The organism is Mesorhizobium sp. B2-4-15, assembly GCF_006658505.1.
Lineage (GTDB): Bacteria > Pseudomonadota > Alphaproteobacteria > Rhizobiales > Rhizobiaceae > Mesorhizobium.
The window spans coordinates 1-16,199 of record NZ_VFUZ01000003.1; the positions used below are offsets into that span (position 1 = coordinate 1).

At 61.8% G+C, this 16,199-nt stretch carries 18 protein-coding genes; 8 read left to right on the forward strand and 10 right to left on the reverse strand.

Translation table 11 applies throughout. The features are described from left to right. Positions 1-328: 328 nt before the first annotated feature. The gene (locus FJ930_RS04210; protein WP_141835152.1) at positions 329-661 is read left to right on the forward strand and encodes a hypothetical protein; all 333 of its coding nucleotides are present in this window, start codon (positions 329-331) and stop codon (positions 659-661) included. After that, positions 658-1,536 (forward strand): cytochrome c oxidase assembly protein, encoded by an 879-nt coding sequence (locus tag FJ930_RS04215; protein ID WP_141835155.1) that lies wholly within the window; start codon positions 658-660, stop codon positions 1,534-1,536. Before FJ930_RS04210 ends, FJ930_RS04215 begins: the two co-directional genes overlap by 4 nt. Positions 1,537-1,555: 19 nt before the next feature. Here FJ930_RS04215 and FJ930_RS04220 read toward each other — a convergent pair whose 3' ends face one another. From FJ930_RS04220 to FJ930_RS04235, 5 genes are all read right to left on the reverse strand, one after another. Continuing rightward, a complete protein-coding gene (locus FJ930_RS04220) occupies positions 1,556-1,888 on the reverse strand; it encodes a hypothetical protein (protein ID WP_140742216.1) in 333 nt (110 codons plus the stop codon). 2 nt (positions 1,889-1,890) lie between these two features. Next, on the reverse strand, positions 1,891-2,250 hold the full coding sequence (locus FJ930_RS04225; RefSeq protein ID WP_141835158.1) for a hypothetical protein: 360 nt from the start codon (positions 2,248-2,250) through the stop codon (positions 1,891-1,893). Then, a complete protein-coding gene (locus FJ930_RS04230) occupies positions 2,250-3,470 on the reverse strand; it encodes a divalent metal cation transporter (RefSeq protein ID WP_141835161.1) in 1,221 nt (406 codons plus the stop codon). Before FJ930_RS04230 ends, FJ930_RS04225 begins: the two co-directional genes overlap by 1 nt. Next, entirely contained in the window at positions 3,467-3,616 is a 150-nt protein-coding gene (locus FJ930_RS29960) for a hypothetical protein (RefSeq protein ID WP_181763276.1), read from the reverse strand. Before FJ930_RS29960 ends, FJ930_RS04230 begins: the two co-directional genes overlap by 4 nt. A 508-nt stretch (positions 3,617-4,124) precedes the next feature. Then, complete coding sequence (locus FJ930_RS04235; protein WP_141835163.1) at positions 4,125-4,457, reverse strand: DUF768 domain-containing protein; 333 nt, start codon at positions 4,455-4,457, stop codon at positions 4,125-4,127. 91 nt (positions 4,458-4,548) lie between these two features. Between FJ930_RS04235 and FJ930_RS04240 the strand changes: the two genes are divergently transcribed. Then, positions 4,549-4,902 carry a low affinity iron permease family protein gene (locus tag FJ930_RS04240; RefSeq protein ID WP_348642712.1) on the forward strand — a complete coding sequence of 118 codons (354 nt, stop codon included), beginning with the start codon at positions 4,549-4,551 and terminating at the stop codon, positions 4,900-4,902. Between the two features lie 17 nt (positions 4,903-4,919). Here FJ930_RS04240 and FJ930_RS04245 read toward each other — a convergent pair whose 3' ends face one another. After that, positions 4,920-5,135, reverse strand: coding sequence for a hypothetical protein (locus FJ930_RS04245; protein ID WP_140690234.1), 216 nt, complete (start codon positions 5,133-5,135; stop codon positions 4,920-4,922). A 279-nt stretch (positions 5,136-5,414) separates the two neighbouring features. On the opposite strand from FJ930_RS04245, the gene FJ930_RS04250 reads away from it, so the two are divergent. Continuing rightward, positions 5,415-6,836, forward strand: coding sequence for a cytochrome c (locus FJ930_RS04250; RefSeq protein ID WP_181763277.1), 1,422 nt, complete (start codon positions 5,415-5,417; stop codon positions 6,834-6,836). Here the strand turns inward: FJ930_RS04250 and FJ930_RS04255 are convergent. Genes FJ930_RS04255 through coxB form a run of 4 tightly spaced genes read right to left on the reverse strand, consistent with a single transcriptional unit; the run spans position 6,821 to position 10,926 of the window. Beyond that, complete coding sequence (locus FJ930_RS04255; RefSeq protein WP_141835166.1) at positions 6,821-7,384, reverse strand: c-type cytochrome; 564 nt, start codon at positions 7,382-7,384, stop codon at positions 6,821-6,823. The genes FJ930_RS04250 and FJ930_RS04255 overlap by 16 nt on opposite strands. 1 nt (position 7,385) lies before the next feature. Beyond that, positions 7,386-7,988, reverse strand: coding sequence for a cytochrome c oxidase subunit 3 (locus tag FJ930_RS04260; protein ID WP_141835169.1), 603 nt, complete (start codon positions 7,986-7,988; stop codon positions 7,386-7,388). Beyond that, a complete protein-coding gene (gene ctaD / locus FJ930_RS04265; protein WP_141835172.1) occupies positions 7,985-9,916 on the reverse strand; it encodes a cytochrome c oxidase subunit I in 1,932 nt (643 codons plus the stop codon). Before ctaD ends, FJ930_RS04260 begins: the two co-directional genes overlap by 4 nt. Then, positions 9,913-10,926, reverse strand: coding sequence for a cytochrome c oxidase subunit II (coxB, locus tag FJ930_RS04270; RefSeq protein WP_141835175.1), 1,014 nt, complete (start codon positions 10,924-10,926; stop codon positions 9,913-9,915). Before coxB ends, ctaD begins: the two co-directional genes overlap by 4 nt. 434 nt (positions 10,927-11,360) lie before the next feature. Here coxB and FJ930_RS04275 point away from each other — a divergent pair, with 434 nt between their 5' ends. The 4 genes from FJ930_RS04275 (at position 11,361) to FJ930_RS04290 (ending at position 16,185) form a co-directional block, all read left to right on the forward strand. Continuing rightward, the gene (locus tag FJ930_RS04275; RefSeq protein ID WP_141835912.1) at positions 11,361-13,682 is read left to right on the forward strand and encodes an FdhF/YdeP family oxidoreductase; all 2,322 of its coding nucleotides are present in this window, start codon (positions 11,361-11,363) and stop codon (positions 13,680-13,682) included. 295 nt (positions 13,683-13,977) lie between these two features. Continuing rightward, positions 13,978-14,832 (forward strand): alpha/beta hydrolase, encoded by an 855-nt coding sequence (locus FJ930_RS04280; protein ID WP_246676802.1) that lies wholly within the window; start codon positions 13,978-13,980, stop codon positions 14,830-14,832. A gap of 151 nt (positions 14,833-14,983) precedes the next feature. Further along, on the forward strand, positions 14,984-15,514 hold the full coding sequence (locus FJ930_RS04285; protein ID WP_140742199.1) for a DUF1003 domain-containing protein: 531 nt from the start codon (positions 14,984-14,986) through the stop codon (positions 15,512-15,514). Between the two features lie 371 nt (positions 15,515-15,885). Beyond that, on the forward strand, positions 15,886-16,185 hold the full coding sequence (locus FJ930_RS04290; protein WP_141835180.1) for a DUF982 domain-containing protein: 300 nt from the start codon (positions 15,886-15,888) through the stop codon (positions 16,183-16,185). Positions 16,186-16,199 lie beyond the last annotated feature (14 nt).

A 16,199-nucleotide genomic window follows, 5' to 3' on the forward strand; every position in this document is an offset into this window, starting at 1 on the left:
CCTCGGCAAGAGAAGTTGAACGGAGCCTAGGAAGAATGCAGGAGAATGAGGATCGTTCCTGTCTCGACGTAAACTCGTTCCAGAATCCATGGCGCCAACTTTCGACCCGTCGCGCTACGGGTCAACTGGGCCGCCGAAGGCGGGTTGGCTTGGATGGTCCACGTGGCCCCGCGAGGCCATTCGTTCATTGTCGGAACATTGCTTTCGCACCGTCGTTAGGTCCGCGGCAGCTGTGGGGATATTGCTGGAAGTGGCGGCTCGCGCGATAGCCGGATCAGCATGATCGCGTTGCGGGTTCCCACGTTGGTGAAGCGGACACCGAGTTCGGATGCGCACGGTTCTGTTGGGTTCTTCCTGGTGCGGGCTCCTGTCAGGGCCGCTGAGTTGGGCTACCTCGACGCAAGTGAACTACGTTCTGGTGCCTTGGCAATGCGCCCATCAAGTGCCTGTCATGCTGCCCTTGGCCCTGACGCTTACGCTGCTTTCGCTCGTCGGAGGTGCGCTATCGTGGCGGGCAAGGCGGCTAGACGGCGCCTCCGGACGCAAGCAAAGCACTGAACGCTTCATTGCCGATCTCGGTATGGGGACTGCTTTGTTGTTTGCGCTGGTCATCATCATGCAAGGCAGCGCCGCACTCATCGTCGATGGCTGCCTGCGATGAGCTTCGATGCATTCTTCTCCAGTTCGATTTGCTACGGCGCGGGCGCGCCGGCAGCGGGATGGACCTTGGCGCTGCCGATTACCCTGCCGCTAGCGGCGGTGGCCATTGCCTATGCGACCGGCGCGACGCGGCTGTGGCGCCGCAGCGGCCATGGCAGACCTCTACGGGTACGGCAGGCACTGTGGTTCGCCATGGGCTGGATTGTCTTGGCGGCGGCTTTGGTCAGTCCGATCCATGCGCTTGGCGAGCGGCTCTTTGCTGCGCACATGATCGAACATGAACTGCTGATGGCCGTGGCGGCGCCCCTGCTGGTTGCAGCCTGTCCTGCCGCGGCCTTGCTGTGGGCATTGCCCGCCGGGTTTCGGCGCAATCTTGGAACGATCGGGCATGGGAAACTGCTGCGGATGGCCTGGGCCTTCGTCGTCCGTCCGCTCAACGCGACCGTCATCCACGGCATCGCGATATGGATCTGGCATATCCCGGCCCTGTTCGAGATAGCACTTCAGCAAGGCGTGCTGCACTACGCGCAGCACGCAAGCTTCTTCGGCACTGGACTGCTCTTCTGGTGGACCCTGCTGCCACGTCCAGGCCGCCAGCAGAATTATGGCAGCGCCGTCATGCATCTGTTCGTCACCTCGCTGCACACCGGTCTGCTCGGCGTTCTGCTGCTTTTGTCGCCGAAGCTCTGGTATCCGCAAAACGCTGTCGGCGCGGCGTTGTGGAACCTGAGCCCTATCGAAGACCAGCAGCTCGCGGGATTGGTGATGTGGATTCCGGCTGGCCTTGTCTATGGCGGAGCAGCGCTTCTCCTGGCCGGCCTTTGGATTCGCTCAAGCGAAACCAGAGCAGGCGCCGATGCGCTTCGGCCAGGTTAGGTCGGCCCGGGCGGTAGCTTCATGTCCCGCTCTCGGGCTCCGCCTTCATGCCACCAAGTTCTTCCTTCGTGCAAAGGAGCTTGGGCTTCGTCGGATCCGAAATATCCAACTTGTCCCACGGAATTCGATAGAGCCCCTCGCGGCGGCGAAGTCCAAAAAGATCGAGAACGGCGGTACCTATCGACGAAGCGGACAGGCGTTCAAAAGCGGCGAAAATGCCGATGCGGAATTCGGTAACGACGAAGTCGTCGCCTTGCGATTCCGCGACGATCTCCTCTATGTGGCCTATGCTTTCGCCATTTTGGGACAGGACCCTCCGGCCAGCCAGATGGTCGACGTTCACGATCGCCATCCTCAGGCTCCCGGAATTCGGCCGATGACATGATCGCGCAACCAATCCTGCCAGTCGAAGATTGCCGTCTCGCGCGCGTCGATGTCGAATTCGATGTCGACGCCGATGTCGCGCACCTTGCTCCAGGGGATCCGATGCGGCCGGGCGTGCCGTTCGCCACCGAGTTTTGCCGCAAGGCGCGCCATCCATTGCCCTGGCAGCCTTCCAAGGCGGCGCGCCAGCGTAACCGATCCAACTTCTATGGCAATGATCCTGGGCGGCTTGCCTGGCCTCAGTTCGGCAACCAAGCCGTCCAGCTTGCCGATCTTGACCTGCTCACGATCGACAACCTGTTTGTCCAGCATATCGCGCAGCAGCTTCATCAGGTGCCTCCGAATATCTGCAGGGGGATGGTCACCACGGCAAGCACAAAGCCCAGCGTGATAATGAAGATCACCGCGATATTCGAGATGATCCCGTTGCGATGCTCGCCGACGTAATGCTTGTCGTTCAGCAGGAAGAGAAAAGGCACCACGGTCAGCGGCAGGCTGGCAGCGGTAATCGCCATCGAAAAGACCGTCAGCCTGAGCGGATCGAGGCCAAGCGCGATCGGGATCGCGGCAAGGAAAATCGACACCGAATAGACGCTGGCGAAGCCCGGATTGTCACGCGGCTTGCTGTCCTCGCCCCATGTCCAGCCAAAGCCCTGCGCGATCAGGTAAGCCTGTTGCAGCGCAATTTCGAGCACGGCGCCGAAGCAGGCGATGCCGAGTGAAGCGACAAACAGCACGAAACCCCAGAACCCGAAGATAGGGATGAGCATCAGCGGCAGCTGATTGTAGTCGTCCACCTGACTTATGCCATGCGCGCCGAGCACGAGCGCGGCCACGATCAGAACGCCGACGGAAATTGTCCCGCCAAAGCTCATACCCAGGCCGGCAATGGCGCGATTGGTGCCGAGATAGCTCTTGTCCCATCGGTCCTCGATCGCCCCCGAAGAGTAAAACATGAAGAGATAAGGTGATATCGAGGCGCCAAGAATGCTGACGGCCATGAACCAGTAGTTTGCCGTATCGTGACTGGGCAGGCTCGGCGCGGCGCCGACAGCAACCTGTTTCCAGTCCGGCTTGAGCATCACCGCCGCGACGACGAAACAGAGCGTGACAAGGCCAAGCATCGAGACGCCCTTCTCGATCAGGCCGAACGTGCCTTTCCACAACAACAGCCACGCTACGAAAGCGACAGGCAGCGCCCACCATTGGAAGCTGATGCCCGTGGCAAGTTCGCCGGCAATGGCAACGCCGCCGATCTCCGCCGACAGCACCATGAAATTGACCAGCACCGTGGTCAGGAGCGGCCACAGGAAGGCATTGAAGCCGAACCGCTCGCGGATGCCGTCCGCTATCGTATGGCGGCTCACTGCAGCGAAGCGGCCGGCCATCTCGACCAGGAAGATGATGCAGACAGTGCCAAGAACGACCGACCAGATCAGCTGGAATCCGAACAGTGCGCCGGCCTGAGCGGCCGTCGCCATCGAGCCGATCTCCAGAAAGCCGCCAACACTGGTAACGACACCAAGCGAAATCTCGAGCAGCTTTTTCATGACTGCGGCTGGTCGTATCTGGCAGCGGCGACAGTCAGATCCGCCATCGCGCCGTTAAGATCCTGCCGCGCCTTGTCCGCCTGCGGCCGGCTGCCGGCCTTCACGGCGGCTTCGGCATCTTTCACCGCCGTTGACAGCCGTGTCATCGCCGCCGAAACTTCACTTCTCCTTCCGGGTTCGGGCGAGGCGTCCGACCGCAACTGCCGATCGGCCCCGGTGACGGTTTCGGCAAGCGATTGCAATGTGGCCGCTGTATAGCGTGCAGGGGCGGCTCCTGCCATCCAGGCGTCGGTTACCAGGGCTGCCGTCTGCGCGGCTGACGCGACCGTCCTGGATTGCTGTTGGACGGGGTCGGAGGACGTACAAGCAGCCAGGGCCACTGCGGTCATCACCAGGCAGGCGCGGCAAAGCCGCTCAACGCAATTCTTGAAAAGCTTCAAACTCCACTGCCTCGCTGCCGAACGCCATCCTCCCTCGGCCGCGCGCAATGCCGGTCAAGTTTCGGCGTCATTTTTCGCCTCTCGACAAGTTGATGAAGCTAAAAAGCGGGCTAAGGCGGAAAGTTCCGTCCGGCCAAAGATTGCCCTGCGAACTCGCCTGCGACGCGCAGATGGCAGACCGATCTGCGGGCCTCAGGTCGCCGGTTGCTTACCATTATGTTCCCGCACTCTTCTCGTCTGCGGCCGAGCCCGGAGCGCCCGCCCCTTCGGAGGTCTCCAAGGCTTCGATGACCGGCGCCAGAGGGCTCTCTTCAGGGGGAATCCTTGCCTCTTCAGGATCATTATCGCTCGCCTGATCGAGCGCGCGCTGGATGGCATCTTCGATATGACCGATTTCCTCCTCGCGGATTTCGCGTCCGTATCCGGCGGCATCGGCATCCTGTTCGAACTGTTGCGCCAGCACCGCTATACTGACCTGCGTGTCGGCAGGCAGGTTACCGACATTCTCCTGTAACCAGCTTCGAAAGAACTCTACGGTTGCGCTCATATCTGGTCTCCTCGACCGGACAACTTGCACAAAGGGCCGGTGTTCCATTCCGCACGCAATCTGGAACTCAAAATCGCCGACCACGTTCGTGATGATGGCTGTTCACCCCGTCCGAGAAATTCTGACCACAACCGGCACGCTGACGGCGAAGCCCTGGGCCTTTCTGATACTTATCGGTTATACCGTCGCGTGGATTGTCTTCGAGCATGAAACACTCGACTGGCATGGCGTCGCCACCCTCGTGACCTGGGCCATGACGCTTCTCATCCAGCGGGCGGAGCACCGCGATACCCAAGCCTTGCAGGCCAAGCTGGACGAGTTGATCCGCGCGACCGGTAACGCGCGCAACGATCTCACCCAAATCGACAAGAAAGAGCCGGAGGAAATCGAGCGAAAACGCTCGCTCGACGGGCGCAACGACGAGCATGAGCGGTCCGCCAGCTGATCGGACCTCTTCGTGAATCAGGGAGAAGCAGGCTTCGCCGGCAAGGTCCCCTGAGCCGGCTGGGTTCCCTGCTGATCCCCTCCCGTGGAGGTCTGAGGCGTCGGGTCCTTGTCGACCTTGGGGTTTTGATCGACTGGCTGGGTGTTGGGATCGCTCTTGGATTGCACCGGATCGCTGTTGCTGCACGCCGCGAGCAAAACCATCGCGACAACAGCCATGACCGCTTGTCTCATCGTGATCTCCTCTTCGCGACAGCAACGTGAGGCGTCGCAACCCGTTCCATTGGCATGAAGCTTCTGTTCCTCAGCCGAGAACGAACCGCCTGCACGGCAGCGGGCGCCACCGTGACGAGGTCGACCGGATTTCGGTTCACTTGCGGGCGGTCGTAAGGCCGTTGCTGTCGGTGCCGCGGCGCCGCTGTCTCGTCGTGGCCATTGCATGCTGGCCGAAGCTCAGGAACATACCTCGCCGCTCGTGGTTAGGCCGGAGCCATCTGGTTCGGGTTTTCGACCATGCTGCATATCAAGTTGGGTCGACCCCATTTTGCGCCGCGGGATTGGTGCATCCGGACCGCTTTCCTCCTGGTGCTGCTGCCGGCAGGCGTCCCGCCGCTTTGGGCCTCCGAGATCGATCGGGGCGAATATCTTGCGCGCGCCGCCGATTGCATCGGCTGCCACACCTCGGATCCCAGCCGGCCGCTGGCTGGCGGCTATCGCGTGCCGACGCCATTCGGGGAGGTCTATTCCACGAACATCTCGCCCGACCGCGACACCGGCATCGGGCGCTATACGGATGACGAGTTCGTCCGCGCGGTACGGGAAGGCAAGCGGCGGGACGGCGCCGATCTCTATCCGGCCATGCCCTACGACAGTTTCGCGCAGATGAGCCGCGCCGACGTTCTGGCGGTCAAGGCCTATCTCTTCGCCCAGCCACCCATCGCCCAGCCTCGCGCTGCCAACATCCTACCATTTCCTTTCAGCCAACGGCCCATCGTGAAGTTCTGGAAGATCGCTAACTGGCGCGGCGGTCCATTCGCCCTGGACCCTTCCCACGACGACGAATGGAACAGAGGCGCCTACCTCGTCGAGGTACTTGGGCATTGCGGCGCATGCCACACGCCGCGAACCATGACGTTGGGGATGGACAAACAAAAGAACCTCGCCGGCGGGTCCGCGGGTATCTGGCGGGCCTACAATATCACGTCCGATCCGACAGCCGGCATCGGCGGCTGGAGCGACGCCGAACTCGTCCGCTTTCTCAAGACCGGCGCTCTGCCCGGCAAGTCCTACGCCGGAGGGCCGATGGCCGAAACGGTGACCAACAGCCTGAGCCATCTGCCCGACGACGACATCCGTGCAATGGTCGCCTATCTGCGCAGCGTACCGGCCCAAGCCGGCGAGGAGAGGCAGCCACGGTCCTCACGGCAAGGCATCGCCGCTAGTGCCGGGCCGGACGGCCAAAACGTGCCGCACGGCAACATCACCTCCGACGGAGCCGGACTCTATGCCTCGCTCTGCGCCGATTGCCATGGACCTGATGGGCGCGGATCATCCGACGGCGGCTTCCCCTCGCTCGTCCACAACACGACGACGGGGGCGCCGACATCGGAAAACGTCGTGATGACGATCCTCTATGGCGTCCAGGCCGGAGGCGTCGCGGGCCGCCCTTCCATGGCCGCGTTCGCCGATTGGCTCGACGATGGCCAGGTCGCAAGCCTTGCCAACTATGTTTTCGCCCATTTCGGCAATCCCGAGGTCAACGTCGCGGCGTCCGACGTGCGCCAGATGAGGGCGGGCGCGCAAACCCCGGAAACACTGATGCTGATCTGCGTGGAGGCGCTCGTCGCCGCCTACGCCGCGCTCCTGTTGCTTTGTGTGTGGCTGCTCGCTCGACGCTACCTGGGACGGCTCCTTCCAGGTCACGTCCGTGCGTAAAGATAGGCGGCGATGTCGCGTGCCTCCTGCGGCGACAGGTTGGTGTTGGGCATGGCCGTTTTCGGGTCGACGTCCCGTGCACGGCTGATCCAGCGTATCATGGTGTCGGAGGAAGTTCGCGCCGTGCCGCCGATATAGAACCGCCGGGAGACGCCGGCCAGCGATGGGCCGACCGTCCCTCTGGCGCCGGGCACGCCGGGAATTTCATGGCATCCGCCGCAACCGTTGCGGATCATCGCGGGGATGGCGCGGGCAGCCTCGCCGCCGGTCTGCTGATTGATCTGCGCCTCGCTCAGGAACTCCGCGCGCCATGCCTGCGCGAGATAGGCGCCGGCCACGAAAACGGCACCCCCGAGGAAGGCGGCGCTCCATGTCACGATTTTGTCTCGCGGCAGCGAGGCGACGTCCGAGGCGCTCGATGGAATGGCTACGCGTGGACGCACACGCAACAGAAAAACAAGGCCACCGGCAAACAGCAGAAGCCCGGCCAGACCACGCAACGCAATATGGTGGCGCGAGAAACGCTGCCGGTGCCTGATGGCCTGCATCTCACATCCTCGGAAACCAGTAGATTACGAAATAGAGCACGACCCACGAAGCGACCACGAAATCCCAGTAGAAGGCATTGTCGGCCACATCGCTGAAACGTCGGCCCGTGTTGCCCTTATCGGTGAACATCAGCACCGCGAGCACGACCGTATCGCCGACATCCGTGAGCAGGTGGGTCGTGTGCAATCCGACGATGAACCAGATTATCGAGCCGTAGGCGTTCTGGTCCCAGCGGATCTCCAGTGCCGCGAACTCCCAGATGCGCAGCAGCAAAGGCAAGAAACCAACGGCTGACATCACGATCATGCCGACGCGCACCTTCGCCAGATCCTGCCTCCTTGCCCATTGCTCGACCATGTGATTGGGAACGACGCTGATGATGAGAACGACCAGTATGGCCGTGCCCGGGAACAGGTCCGGCGGCGGCGCGGCGATCGGCCACTGCGGGCTGACCGACGCCAAATAAAGGTAGGCGCCGATCGCGAGGGCGAAACCGGTCGCCTCGAGCGCGATAAAGGCCAGCGTTCCCCACCACATGGGAGTACTCGCGCCGAAATCATAGGTCGGCAGCCGGCTGATATTGGCAACGGCGCGGTGCTTCATTCCTCGTCCTCCGGAATCGCCTGGGGCCAGAACCAGCCGATGAAGGTCACCGCCACCGGCAAGGAGCCCCAAACCACGGCCCACGGCGTATAGATCGAGGCCAGAAAGGCCACGCCGACTGCAATCGCGGCGAGAAACGGCCAGATGGAATTGTCGGCCGAGGGCTGGCGGATTTGCGGCACCGCATCGGCGACGGTGCCGACCATCACCTCGCGTGCGTCGATGCGCAGCCCCTCCGCGACAGGAAGCACCTCGGCATTCTTCCAGAGCGGCTCGCGATGATCGACCACCGGAATGCGCGGGAAATTGTACGACGGCGGCGGCGAGGTGGTTGCCCATTCCAGCGTGCTCGCGCCCCAGGGGTTGTCCCCGGCAAGGCGTCCGCGCCTGAGGCTAAGGACGACATTGAGGAAGAGAACTCCGAACCCGGCAGCCAAGGCGAGGCTGCACAGGCTGACGAAGAGGTTCGTGCCTCCCCAGCCGCTTTCGAGCGGATAGGTGTAGACCCGTCGCGGCATTCCTTGCAGGCCAAGAATGTGCATGGGAAAGAAAGTGGCATTGAAGCCGATGAAGACCAGCCAGAAGTTCCATTTCCCAAGCTGTTCGCCAAGCATGCGCCCGGTGATCTTGGGAAACCAGTAGTAGACCGCGCCGAGCAGCGGAAAGACCGCGCCGCCCATCAGCACATAATGTAAATGGGCGACGACGAAGTAGGTGTCATGCACCTGCAGATCGAGCGGTACCGACGCGACCATGACGCCGGTCAAGCCGCCGATGACGAAGGTCACGATAAAGCCGAGCACGAACAGGAACGGCACTGCCAGGGCCGGTCGTCCGCCCCAAATCGTGGCGATCCAGCAGAAGATCTGGATCCCGCTCGGGATGGCGATCATCATGGACGAAGCGGTGAAGAAGCTTTCGCCAAGCTGCGGCAGGCCGGTGGCGAACATGTGGTGTACCCACAGGCCGAAAGACAGCAGCCCGATGCCTATGAGCGACAGCACGATGCCCAGGTAGCCGAATACCGGCCTGCGGACGAAGGCAGGCAGGATAGCCGAAACGAAACCCGTCGCCGGGATAAAGATGATGTAGACTTCCGGATGGCCGAAGAACCAGAAGAGGTGCTGCCAAAGAAGCACATCACCTCCGCTTGCCGGGTTGAAGAACTGCGTCCCGACGAGCCGGTCGAGAATGAGCATCGTGCTCGACACCATCACCGCCGGCATAGCAAAGAGAATGATGAATGCCATCACCAAAGCCGACCAGACATAGATCGGCATGCGGTCCAGCGTCATGCCCGGTGCTCTTTGCTTGAAGACGGTGGCGATGATCTCCACGGCGACGGCAAGCGCCGAAACCTCTGTGTAGGTGACCATCTGCGCCCAGAAATCCGGGCGCTTGCCGGTGCCGTATTCGGGACCCGCCAACGGTACGTAGGAAAACCACCCGGCATCGGCACCGGTGTTGAAGGCAAACGCCACCCAGATCATCAATCCGCCCGACACATAGACCCAATAGCTGAAGGCATTGAGGCGCGGAAACGCGACGTTGCGCGAGCCGATCATCAACGGTACCAGGTAGATGGCAAAACCTTCCATCATCGGCACGGCGAAGAGAAACATCATCGTCGTGCCGTGCATGGTGAAAAGCTGATTGTAGAGATCCGGGCCGACGCGGCCCGCTTCGGGCGAAGCAAGCTGAAAGCGCATCACGAGCGCGGAAATCCCGGCCAGCACGAGGAAGAGGAAGGCCGTGACGACGTAGCGGTGGGCGATGCGCTTGTGGTCTACGGTCGCCAGCCAACCATAAAGGCCATCTGGTGTTTTCCAGGTCTTGGACAGATATCCATGAAGCGTGGCATCGTCGAGGCCGGTATCGCGTATCCCCTTGAGCTTCTCTCCGTCGAGCTCGACCTCGGATGCGCTCATTGCAGGCCCTCCAGATAGGCGACCACCGCATTGAGGTCGTCGGCACTGAGAGCGATGCTCGGCATTCTGGCGCCGGGCTTGATCGACTGCGGGTCGGCGATCCACGCCGCGAGGGCGCCTCGGGTCAGCGGTAAGGTGTCGGCGGCAAGAGAGCCGCGGCTTGCAAGATGCGTCAAATCCGGCCCGACGGCGCCAGCCGCCGGAGTGCCGCGGATCGTATGACAGAGCGCACATCCGGTTCCGAGGAAAGCTGCTTGCCCGCGGCGGGCTTCGTCCACCTTCGGCGGCAGGGCGTCGAGCCGCTGCCGTGCGACCCAGGTATCGAAGGCAGAGCGGCTTTCGGCCACGACCGTCATTGCCATGTGCGCATGCTGATAGCCGCAGAATTCCGCGCATTGGCCACGGTAAGTCCCCGCCTTTTCCACCAGCAGCGTGATCGCGCTCGGCCGACCCGGGATAAGATCGCGTTTTCCAGCGAGGCTTGGGACCCAGAAGCTGTGGATGACATCGGCGGAGTCGAGTTCGACCCGGATCGGCAGGTCCACAGGCAGATGGATTTCGTTGGCGGTGACAATGTCGGATTGACCGTCAAGCTGGTAGCGCGCCTCCCACCACCATTGATGACCGGTGAGATGGATGGTGAACGCCTCTCCGTTGAGCGCGGCGTTGGATTTTCCAGTCAGGAAGCTGGCGAAAGTCAGTCCGACGAGGACAGCGACAGTCACTGCAACGGCTGTGACGACGACGCGAAAAAAGTTCTGCTCACGTCTCCGATCCATCACAAGCGGCTCGCCTGCCTGTTGACCCCGCCGACGGTGAAGGACAGCCATCGCCAGAGCCATCACGACAAGGACCCACACCACCACGGAGACGGCCGTGAAAAGCCAGATCAGCCCGAGGATGGCTCGCGCGCCGCCGCCTTGAGGATGCAATGCCGACTGCCACTGGCTGCACCCTGAAAGCAGGACTGCCAACGCCCCTATCCCCCCTGCGCAGCGCAGTTTGTCCATGTCCGGCACCGCCGCTCCGCGATGGTGATGTGTCACTCTCGATCACTACCCGCGTGACGGGGTCTCTCGAAACGCATCCACTTCGACAGGACTTCGGAGGCCATCTGGAGATAGCGGATAGAAGACATCGTCAATCAGCCTGAGGAAACACTGCTCGGTGATGCCAGCTGCAACGACGGGCCCGAAAATAAGTTCCGGTCGCGTGGTTTGGGCAGGACGCCCCGTTTCTCACAAACGTGCTTCATCACGCCGCGGTGGCAAGGAATTGACTGCAGGCATCCTCCCGAACGGGGCGCAACGTGGAGGGATGCCGGCTTGGCTTCCTGAGGACTTCACCAATCCGTGAACTGTTGGCGCGGCAACGGAGGTCCTGACGCGGGAACCTAGCCGTCAAAGGCAGGTTGATGTTCGTCATCAAACAGCCGAGCACCCACATGAAACCCTCCGTCACCGACCACGTCAAAATCAAACGATATAATCACCCAACCGGCGGTTGGGGATCGCTGAAGTCGCTCATACGCAAGGCACGCGGCGAAGGTCTTCTCGTGTCGGGCATCTGGAGCACGCTGATGCGGCAGAACAAGTCCGACGGTTACATGTGTGTGTCCTGCTCCTGGGCCAAGCCAGCGGAGCCACGGCCTTTCGAGTTCTGCGAGAACGGCGCCAAGGCCACGCTCTGGGACCAGACCAAACGTCGCTGCGGGCCGGAATTCTTCGCCGTCCACCGGCTGAATGAGCTGCTCGACTGGCCCGATCATGACCTCGAAAAGCAAGGCCGGCTGCTTGAGCCCATGCGCTACAACCAGGCTACCGACAAATACGAACCTGTGTCATGGGACGCGGCTTTTCATGAGATCGGCAAGGAACTGAGAAAGCTCGATCCGCAATCCGTCGTCTTCTACACCTCCGGGCGGGCGTCTCTCGAAGCGTCCTTCATGTATCAGCTCTTCGCCCGCATCTATGGTTCGAGCAACCTGCCGGATTCGTCGAACATGTGTCACGAATCGACATCCGTGGGCTTGCCCGAGTCCATCGGCTCACCCGTCGGCACCGTGCAGCTGGAAGACTTCGCACAATGTGACCTCATGTTCTTCTTCGGGCACAACACGGGGGTCACGGCGCCGCGACTGCTGCATCCGATCGAAGAGGCGCGTCAGCGCGGCATTCCCGTGATCACCTTCAATCCCCTCCCCGAGCGCGGTCTCGAGCGATTCAAGAACCCGCAAAGCCCCATCGAAATGCTGTCGCCCGGTCCGGGCACCAAGATGTCGAGCGAGTTCTTCCAGGTGCGCGGCGGTGGCGATATCGCGGCCATGACCGGAATTGCGAAATCCCTTCTCGCGCTCGATGATGCTGCCGTGCAAAACGGCGGCCAGCGCGTTCTCGATACGGGCTTCATCGCGGAACACACGTCCGGCTTCGAAGAATTCGAAGCCTATCTGCGGCGCACGCCATGGGACAAGATCGTTGCACGTTCGGGCATCGCGCGCGCGGATCTGGAACGTGTCGCAAAGATCTACAGCGAGGCTTCCGCGGTGATCGGCAATTACGGCATGGGCCTGACGCAGCATCGGCACGGCACCGAAAACGTCCACATGCTGTGCAACCTGTTGCTGATGCGCGGCAATGTCGGCAAACCGGGCGCCGGCGTTTCGCCGCTGCGTGGTCATTCCAATGTGCAAGGCCAGCGCACGGTGGGCATTTCCGAAAAGCCCGAGCTGGTGCCGCTCGACAAGTTCGCCGAATTCTACCAATTCGAGCCACCCCGAGAAAAGGGCCGCGATACGGTGGAGACCTGCGAAGGCGTCATCGACGGATCCGTAAAGGCCTTCATCGGCCTCGGCGGCAATTTCGTGCGCGCGGTTCCGGAGACTGGTCTCATCGAGGAGGCGTGGCGGCGTCTGCGACTGCACGTACAGATCGCCACCAAGCTCAACCGCAGTCATCTCATCCCCGGAGCGGTCACCTATCTGCTTCCGTGCTTGTCACGGATCGAGAGGGACAGCCAGGCGGGCGGCGAGCAACATGTCTCGATGGAGGACTCGACGGCCTGCATTCACGGTTCGTTCGGCTACCGGCCGCCGGCGGGTCCCAATCTGCTTTCCGAGCCAAGGATCGTCGCCGAACTCGCCAAGGCCACGGTGGGCGGCAAAAGCGCTGTCCCGTGGGACGAATGGGTCGGCGACTACAGCCTTATCAGGAATGAGATCGAGCGTTGCTATCCGGACCACTTCAAGGACTTCAACAAACGTTTTCTGGCGCCGGGAGGGTTCCACCGCGACATCAAGGCGTCGAAGCGGGTATGGCAGACGCCCAACAAGAAAGCCAACTTCAAGGCGCCGAGCATGTTGGAGACCGATCCGGACATCGACGTCTCTCAGTCTGATGTGCTGACGCTCATTACGATCCGTTCAAACGATCAGTTCAACACCACGATTTACGGCTATCGCGACCGATTGCGCGGCATCAATGGAACCCGCATGGTTCTGCTGATGAACAAACGCGATATGCAACGGCTTGGGGTCTCGGACGGGGACGAGATCGATCTGCAATCGGCAGCCGAGGACGGGGTCGAGCGACGTGTCCGGGGCCTGAGGGTCACGCCTTACGCGATCCCTCCTGGTAATTGCGCAGGCTACTACCCGGAGCTCAATCCTCTGATTCCCCTGTGGCATCGGGCGGAGAAGGCGCATGTGCCCGCGGCCAAATCGGTGCCGGTAAGGTTGGTTCCTGTCTCCGGTCAGGCGTCGAAATAAAGAGCTTCGCGAGCTCTTCCGCTCGTCACATCGATCCTGGGCACGCATCCACGCTCGAGCCGGCTGTGCAGCATTGCCGTCGGCTGGCGGGGCGAGCCAAGGCTCAGACCAGGCGCATAGTCGAATGTTTACCATGAGGGTTGCTCGCAAGACGGGTTCAGTCACAGGGATGCTTTTGGGCAGAGATCGACCGAAACTCGCGCCAGTGCTGGTGGCCGCGGCGTTCGCGGCGCTGGCTGGATATAATCATGCCCGCGCCAATCGGGCGCTTACCAGCCGAGCCCACGGACATGTGATGGAGATCGATGGTGCACGCCTGCATTTTTTGGAAGCCGGCACCGGCGTGCCGTTGCTTCTGCTGCATGGCAACGGGTCGATAGCGGAGGATTTCACGTCGAGCGGCATCTTCGAGAAGGCGGCAAAGACCTACCGGGTGCTGGCATTCGATCGTCCGGGGTTTGGCAGAAGCTCACGCTCGCGGGGCCGGCGCTGGTCGGCTTGCGATCAGGCCGACCTCATACATGCCGCCGCCGCCAAGCTTGGCATCGAGGAATATCTGGTGCTCGGGCATTCCTGGGGAGCATGGATCGCAATCGAACTGGCGCGCAGGCATTCCGCATCGGTCGCCGGCATCATTCTGGTGTCCGGCTACTACTACCCGCAGCCACGGCTGGATCTTGCACTGGCCGCACTCCCGGCCCTGCCGTTGGTCGGCACCGCGTTTCGGCACACGCTGCTGCCATTGCTTGTGAGATCGGCCTGGCCTTGGGCGATGAAGGAGATCTTCCTCCCGGCGATGGTCGCCAGCGAGTTTGCCGCACTCGCCAAAGAAGTCGCCAGCCGCCCTTCACAGCTACGCGCAGTCTGTTCGGAGACGGCTTTCATGTTGGCCGCGGCCCTGTTTACAAAAGCCAGCTATGAGGACATTGCCGTTCCCACCGGGATCGTGGCGGGCGCGGCTGACCGGCTGTTCGATGCGGAACGAAATGCGCGACAACTGCACGCGGAGATCGGCGGCTCTCTCCTCGATATCGTTCCGGGCGCCGGCCACATGGTTCATCAAAGTGCGCCGCGGTCAGTCCTCGCCATGGTCGACAGGGTTGCGCAAATGCATTCCAGGTCGCTACCAGGTCCCTCCTGCAAGGCTTGAGCAGGCGACGAGATCGGGCCCGGGCCGGCGGCATCGGGCGCGGTGCCGTCCAGATGGTCCGAACCTGGGGAACCGACGGAACCGTCGATGGAACCTAAGCTGGCGCCAGACGTATCAAGCGGGGGGCGACAACGTCGCCGGGGGTGGCACCATGACCGCTCGACACTTTGCCGACATGCAGCCGATCCTTCACCACAACATACAGGCCTTGGTCGACCACAGGCAGCAACAGGAGGAGCATCGCGGAATCCAGATGCGGATTGCTGGCGCCATTTCGCGTTTCGCGGGAAGCATGACCTTTGTGTATTTGCATCTTGCGGCGCTGGTTGGCTGGATCCTCGCGAACGTGGGAGCAATCCCAGGCATCCCGGCTTGGGACCCGACTTTCGTGATCCTGGCCATGGTCGCGTCAGTCGAGGCGATTTTCCTGTCCACTTTTGTGCTGATCAATCAGAACAGGATGACTGAACAGAGCGAACGCCGAGCCGAACTGGACCTGCAGATCAGCCTTCTAAACGAACATGAAACCACGCGGCTGATTGAAATGGTGGCTGCTTTGACGGCGCGCTTGAACGTCGCGACGCCGGCCGACGAGGAGCTGCCGCAACTGGCCGAGAACGTCGATCCGCGAAAGGTAATGACCCAAATCCAGGAAGCCTCTCGAGGTCGGCAGAAACCTTGAACAAATGTTTCGCATCCAAGCAGTCCAGCGAGGCACGCTGCTGAAGGACAGCTGGAACTTTCATTCATCAGAACCAGCGCTCATTTCAATCTTCTTTTTTAGCGCCTGAGCCCCGCCTCCGCGCCGTGCTTGCGAAGAAGCGTGCTTCGGGTCAATCGAATAAATCGATACCTGCGCAACCAGCCGAGCGGCAACGACAGCTGCGCACCGGGGCGTCCGGGAGGTCAGCGTGTCCCGGCCGTTCGGCAGTCCTGCCAAATGTCCGTCTGTCTTGACACCTGAAAGGCCCGAACACATATCGTTTTCCGGGTGCGGAGCCAGCCGGCCTGCACCACCCCGAAACTCAAAATTCGTTCAACTTGGAGGATCTGATGAACGATCGGATGTTCGATAGCCCCGTATTCGTGAAGGGCGGGGAAAACATCATCCAGGAGATTGCGTGCCTCGAAGACGCCCTGGAGTTTATGTACGAGTGGCCGAAGAATAGACGCGGCCCGATTTACGACACGGCGCTTCGCGCCTGCCAGCGAGCCTTTGATCGGGACTATCCGCTGTCTGCCGCGCGCAACGCTTTCGCGGGTTTTGCCAAGTCGGCCAAAATTATCGAAGAGGTCAGCGCGCCGCTGGCGTGGATGACGGGCAAGGCCAGCCAAGGCGGCGTGGCGGCTTAGCAGTGCTGATGGGA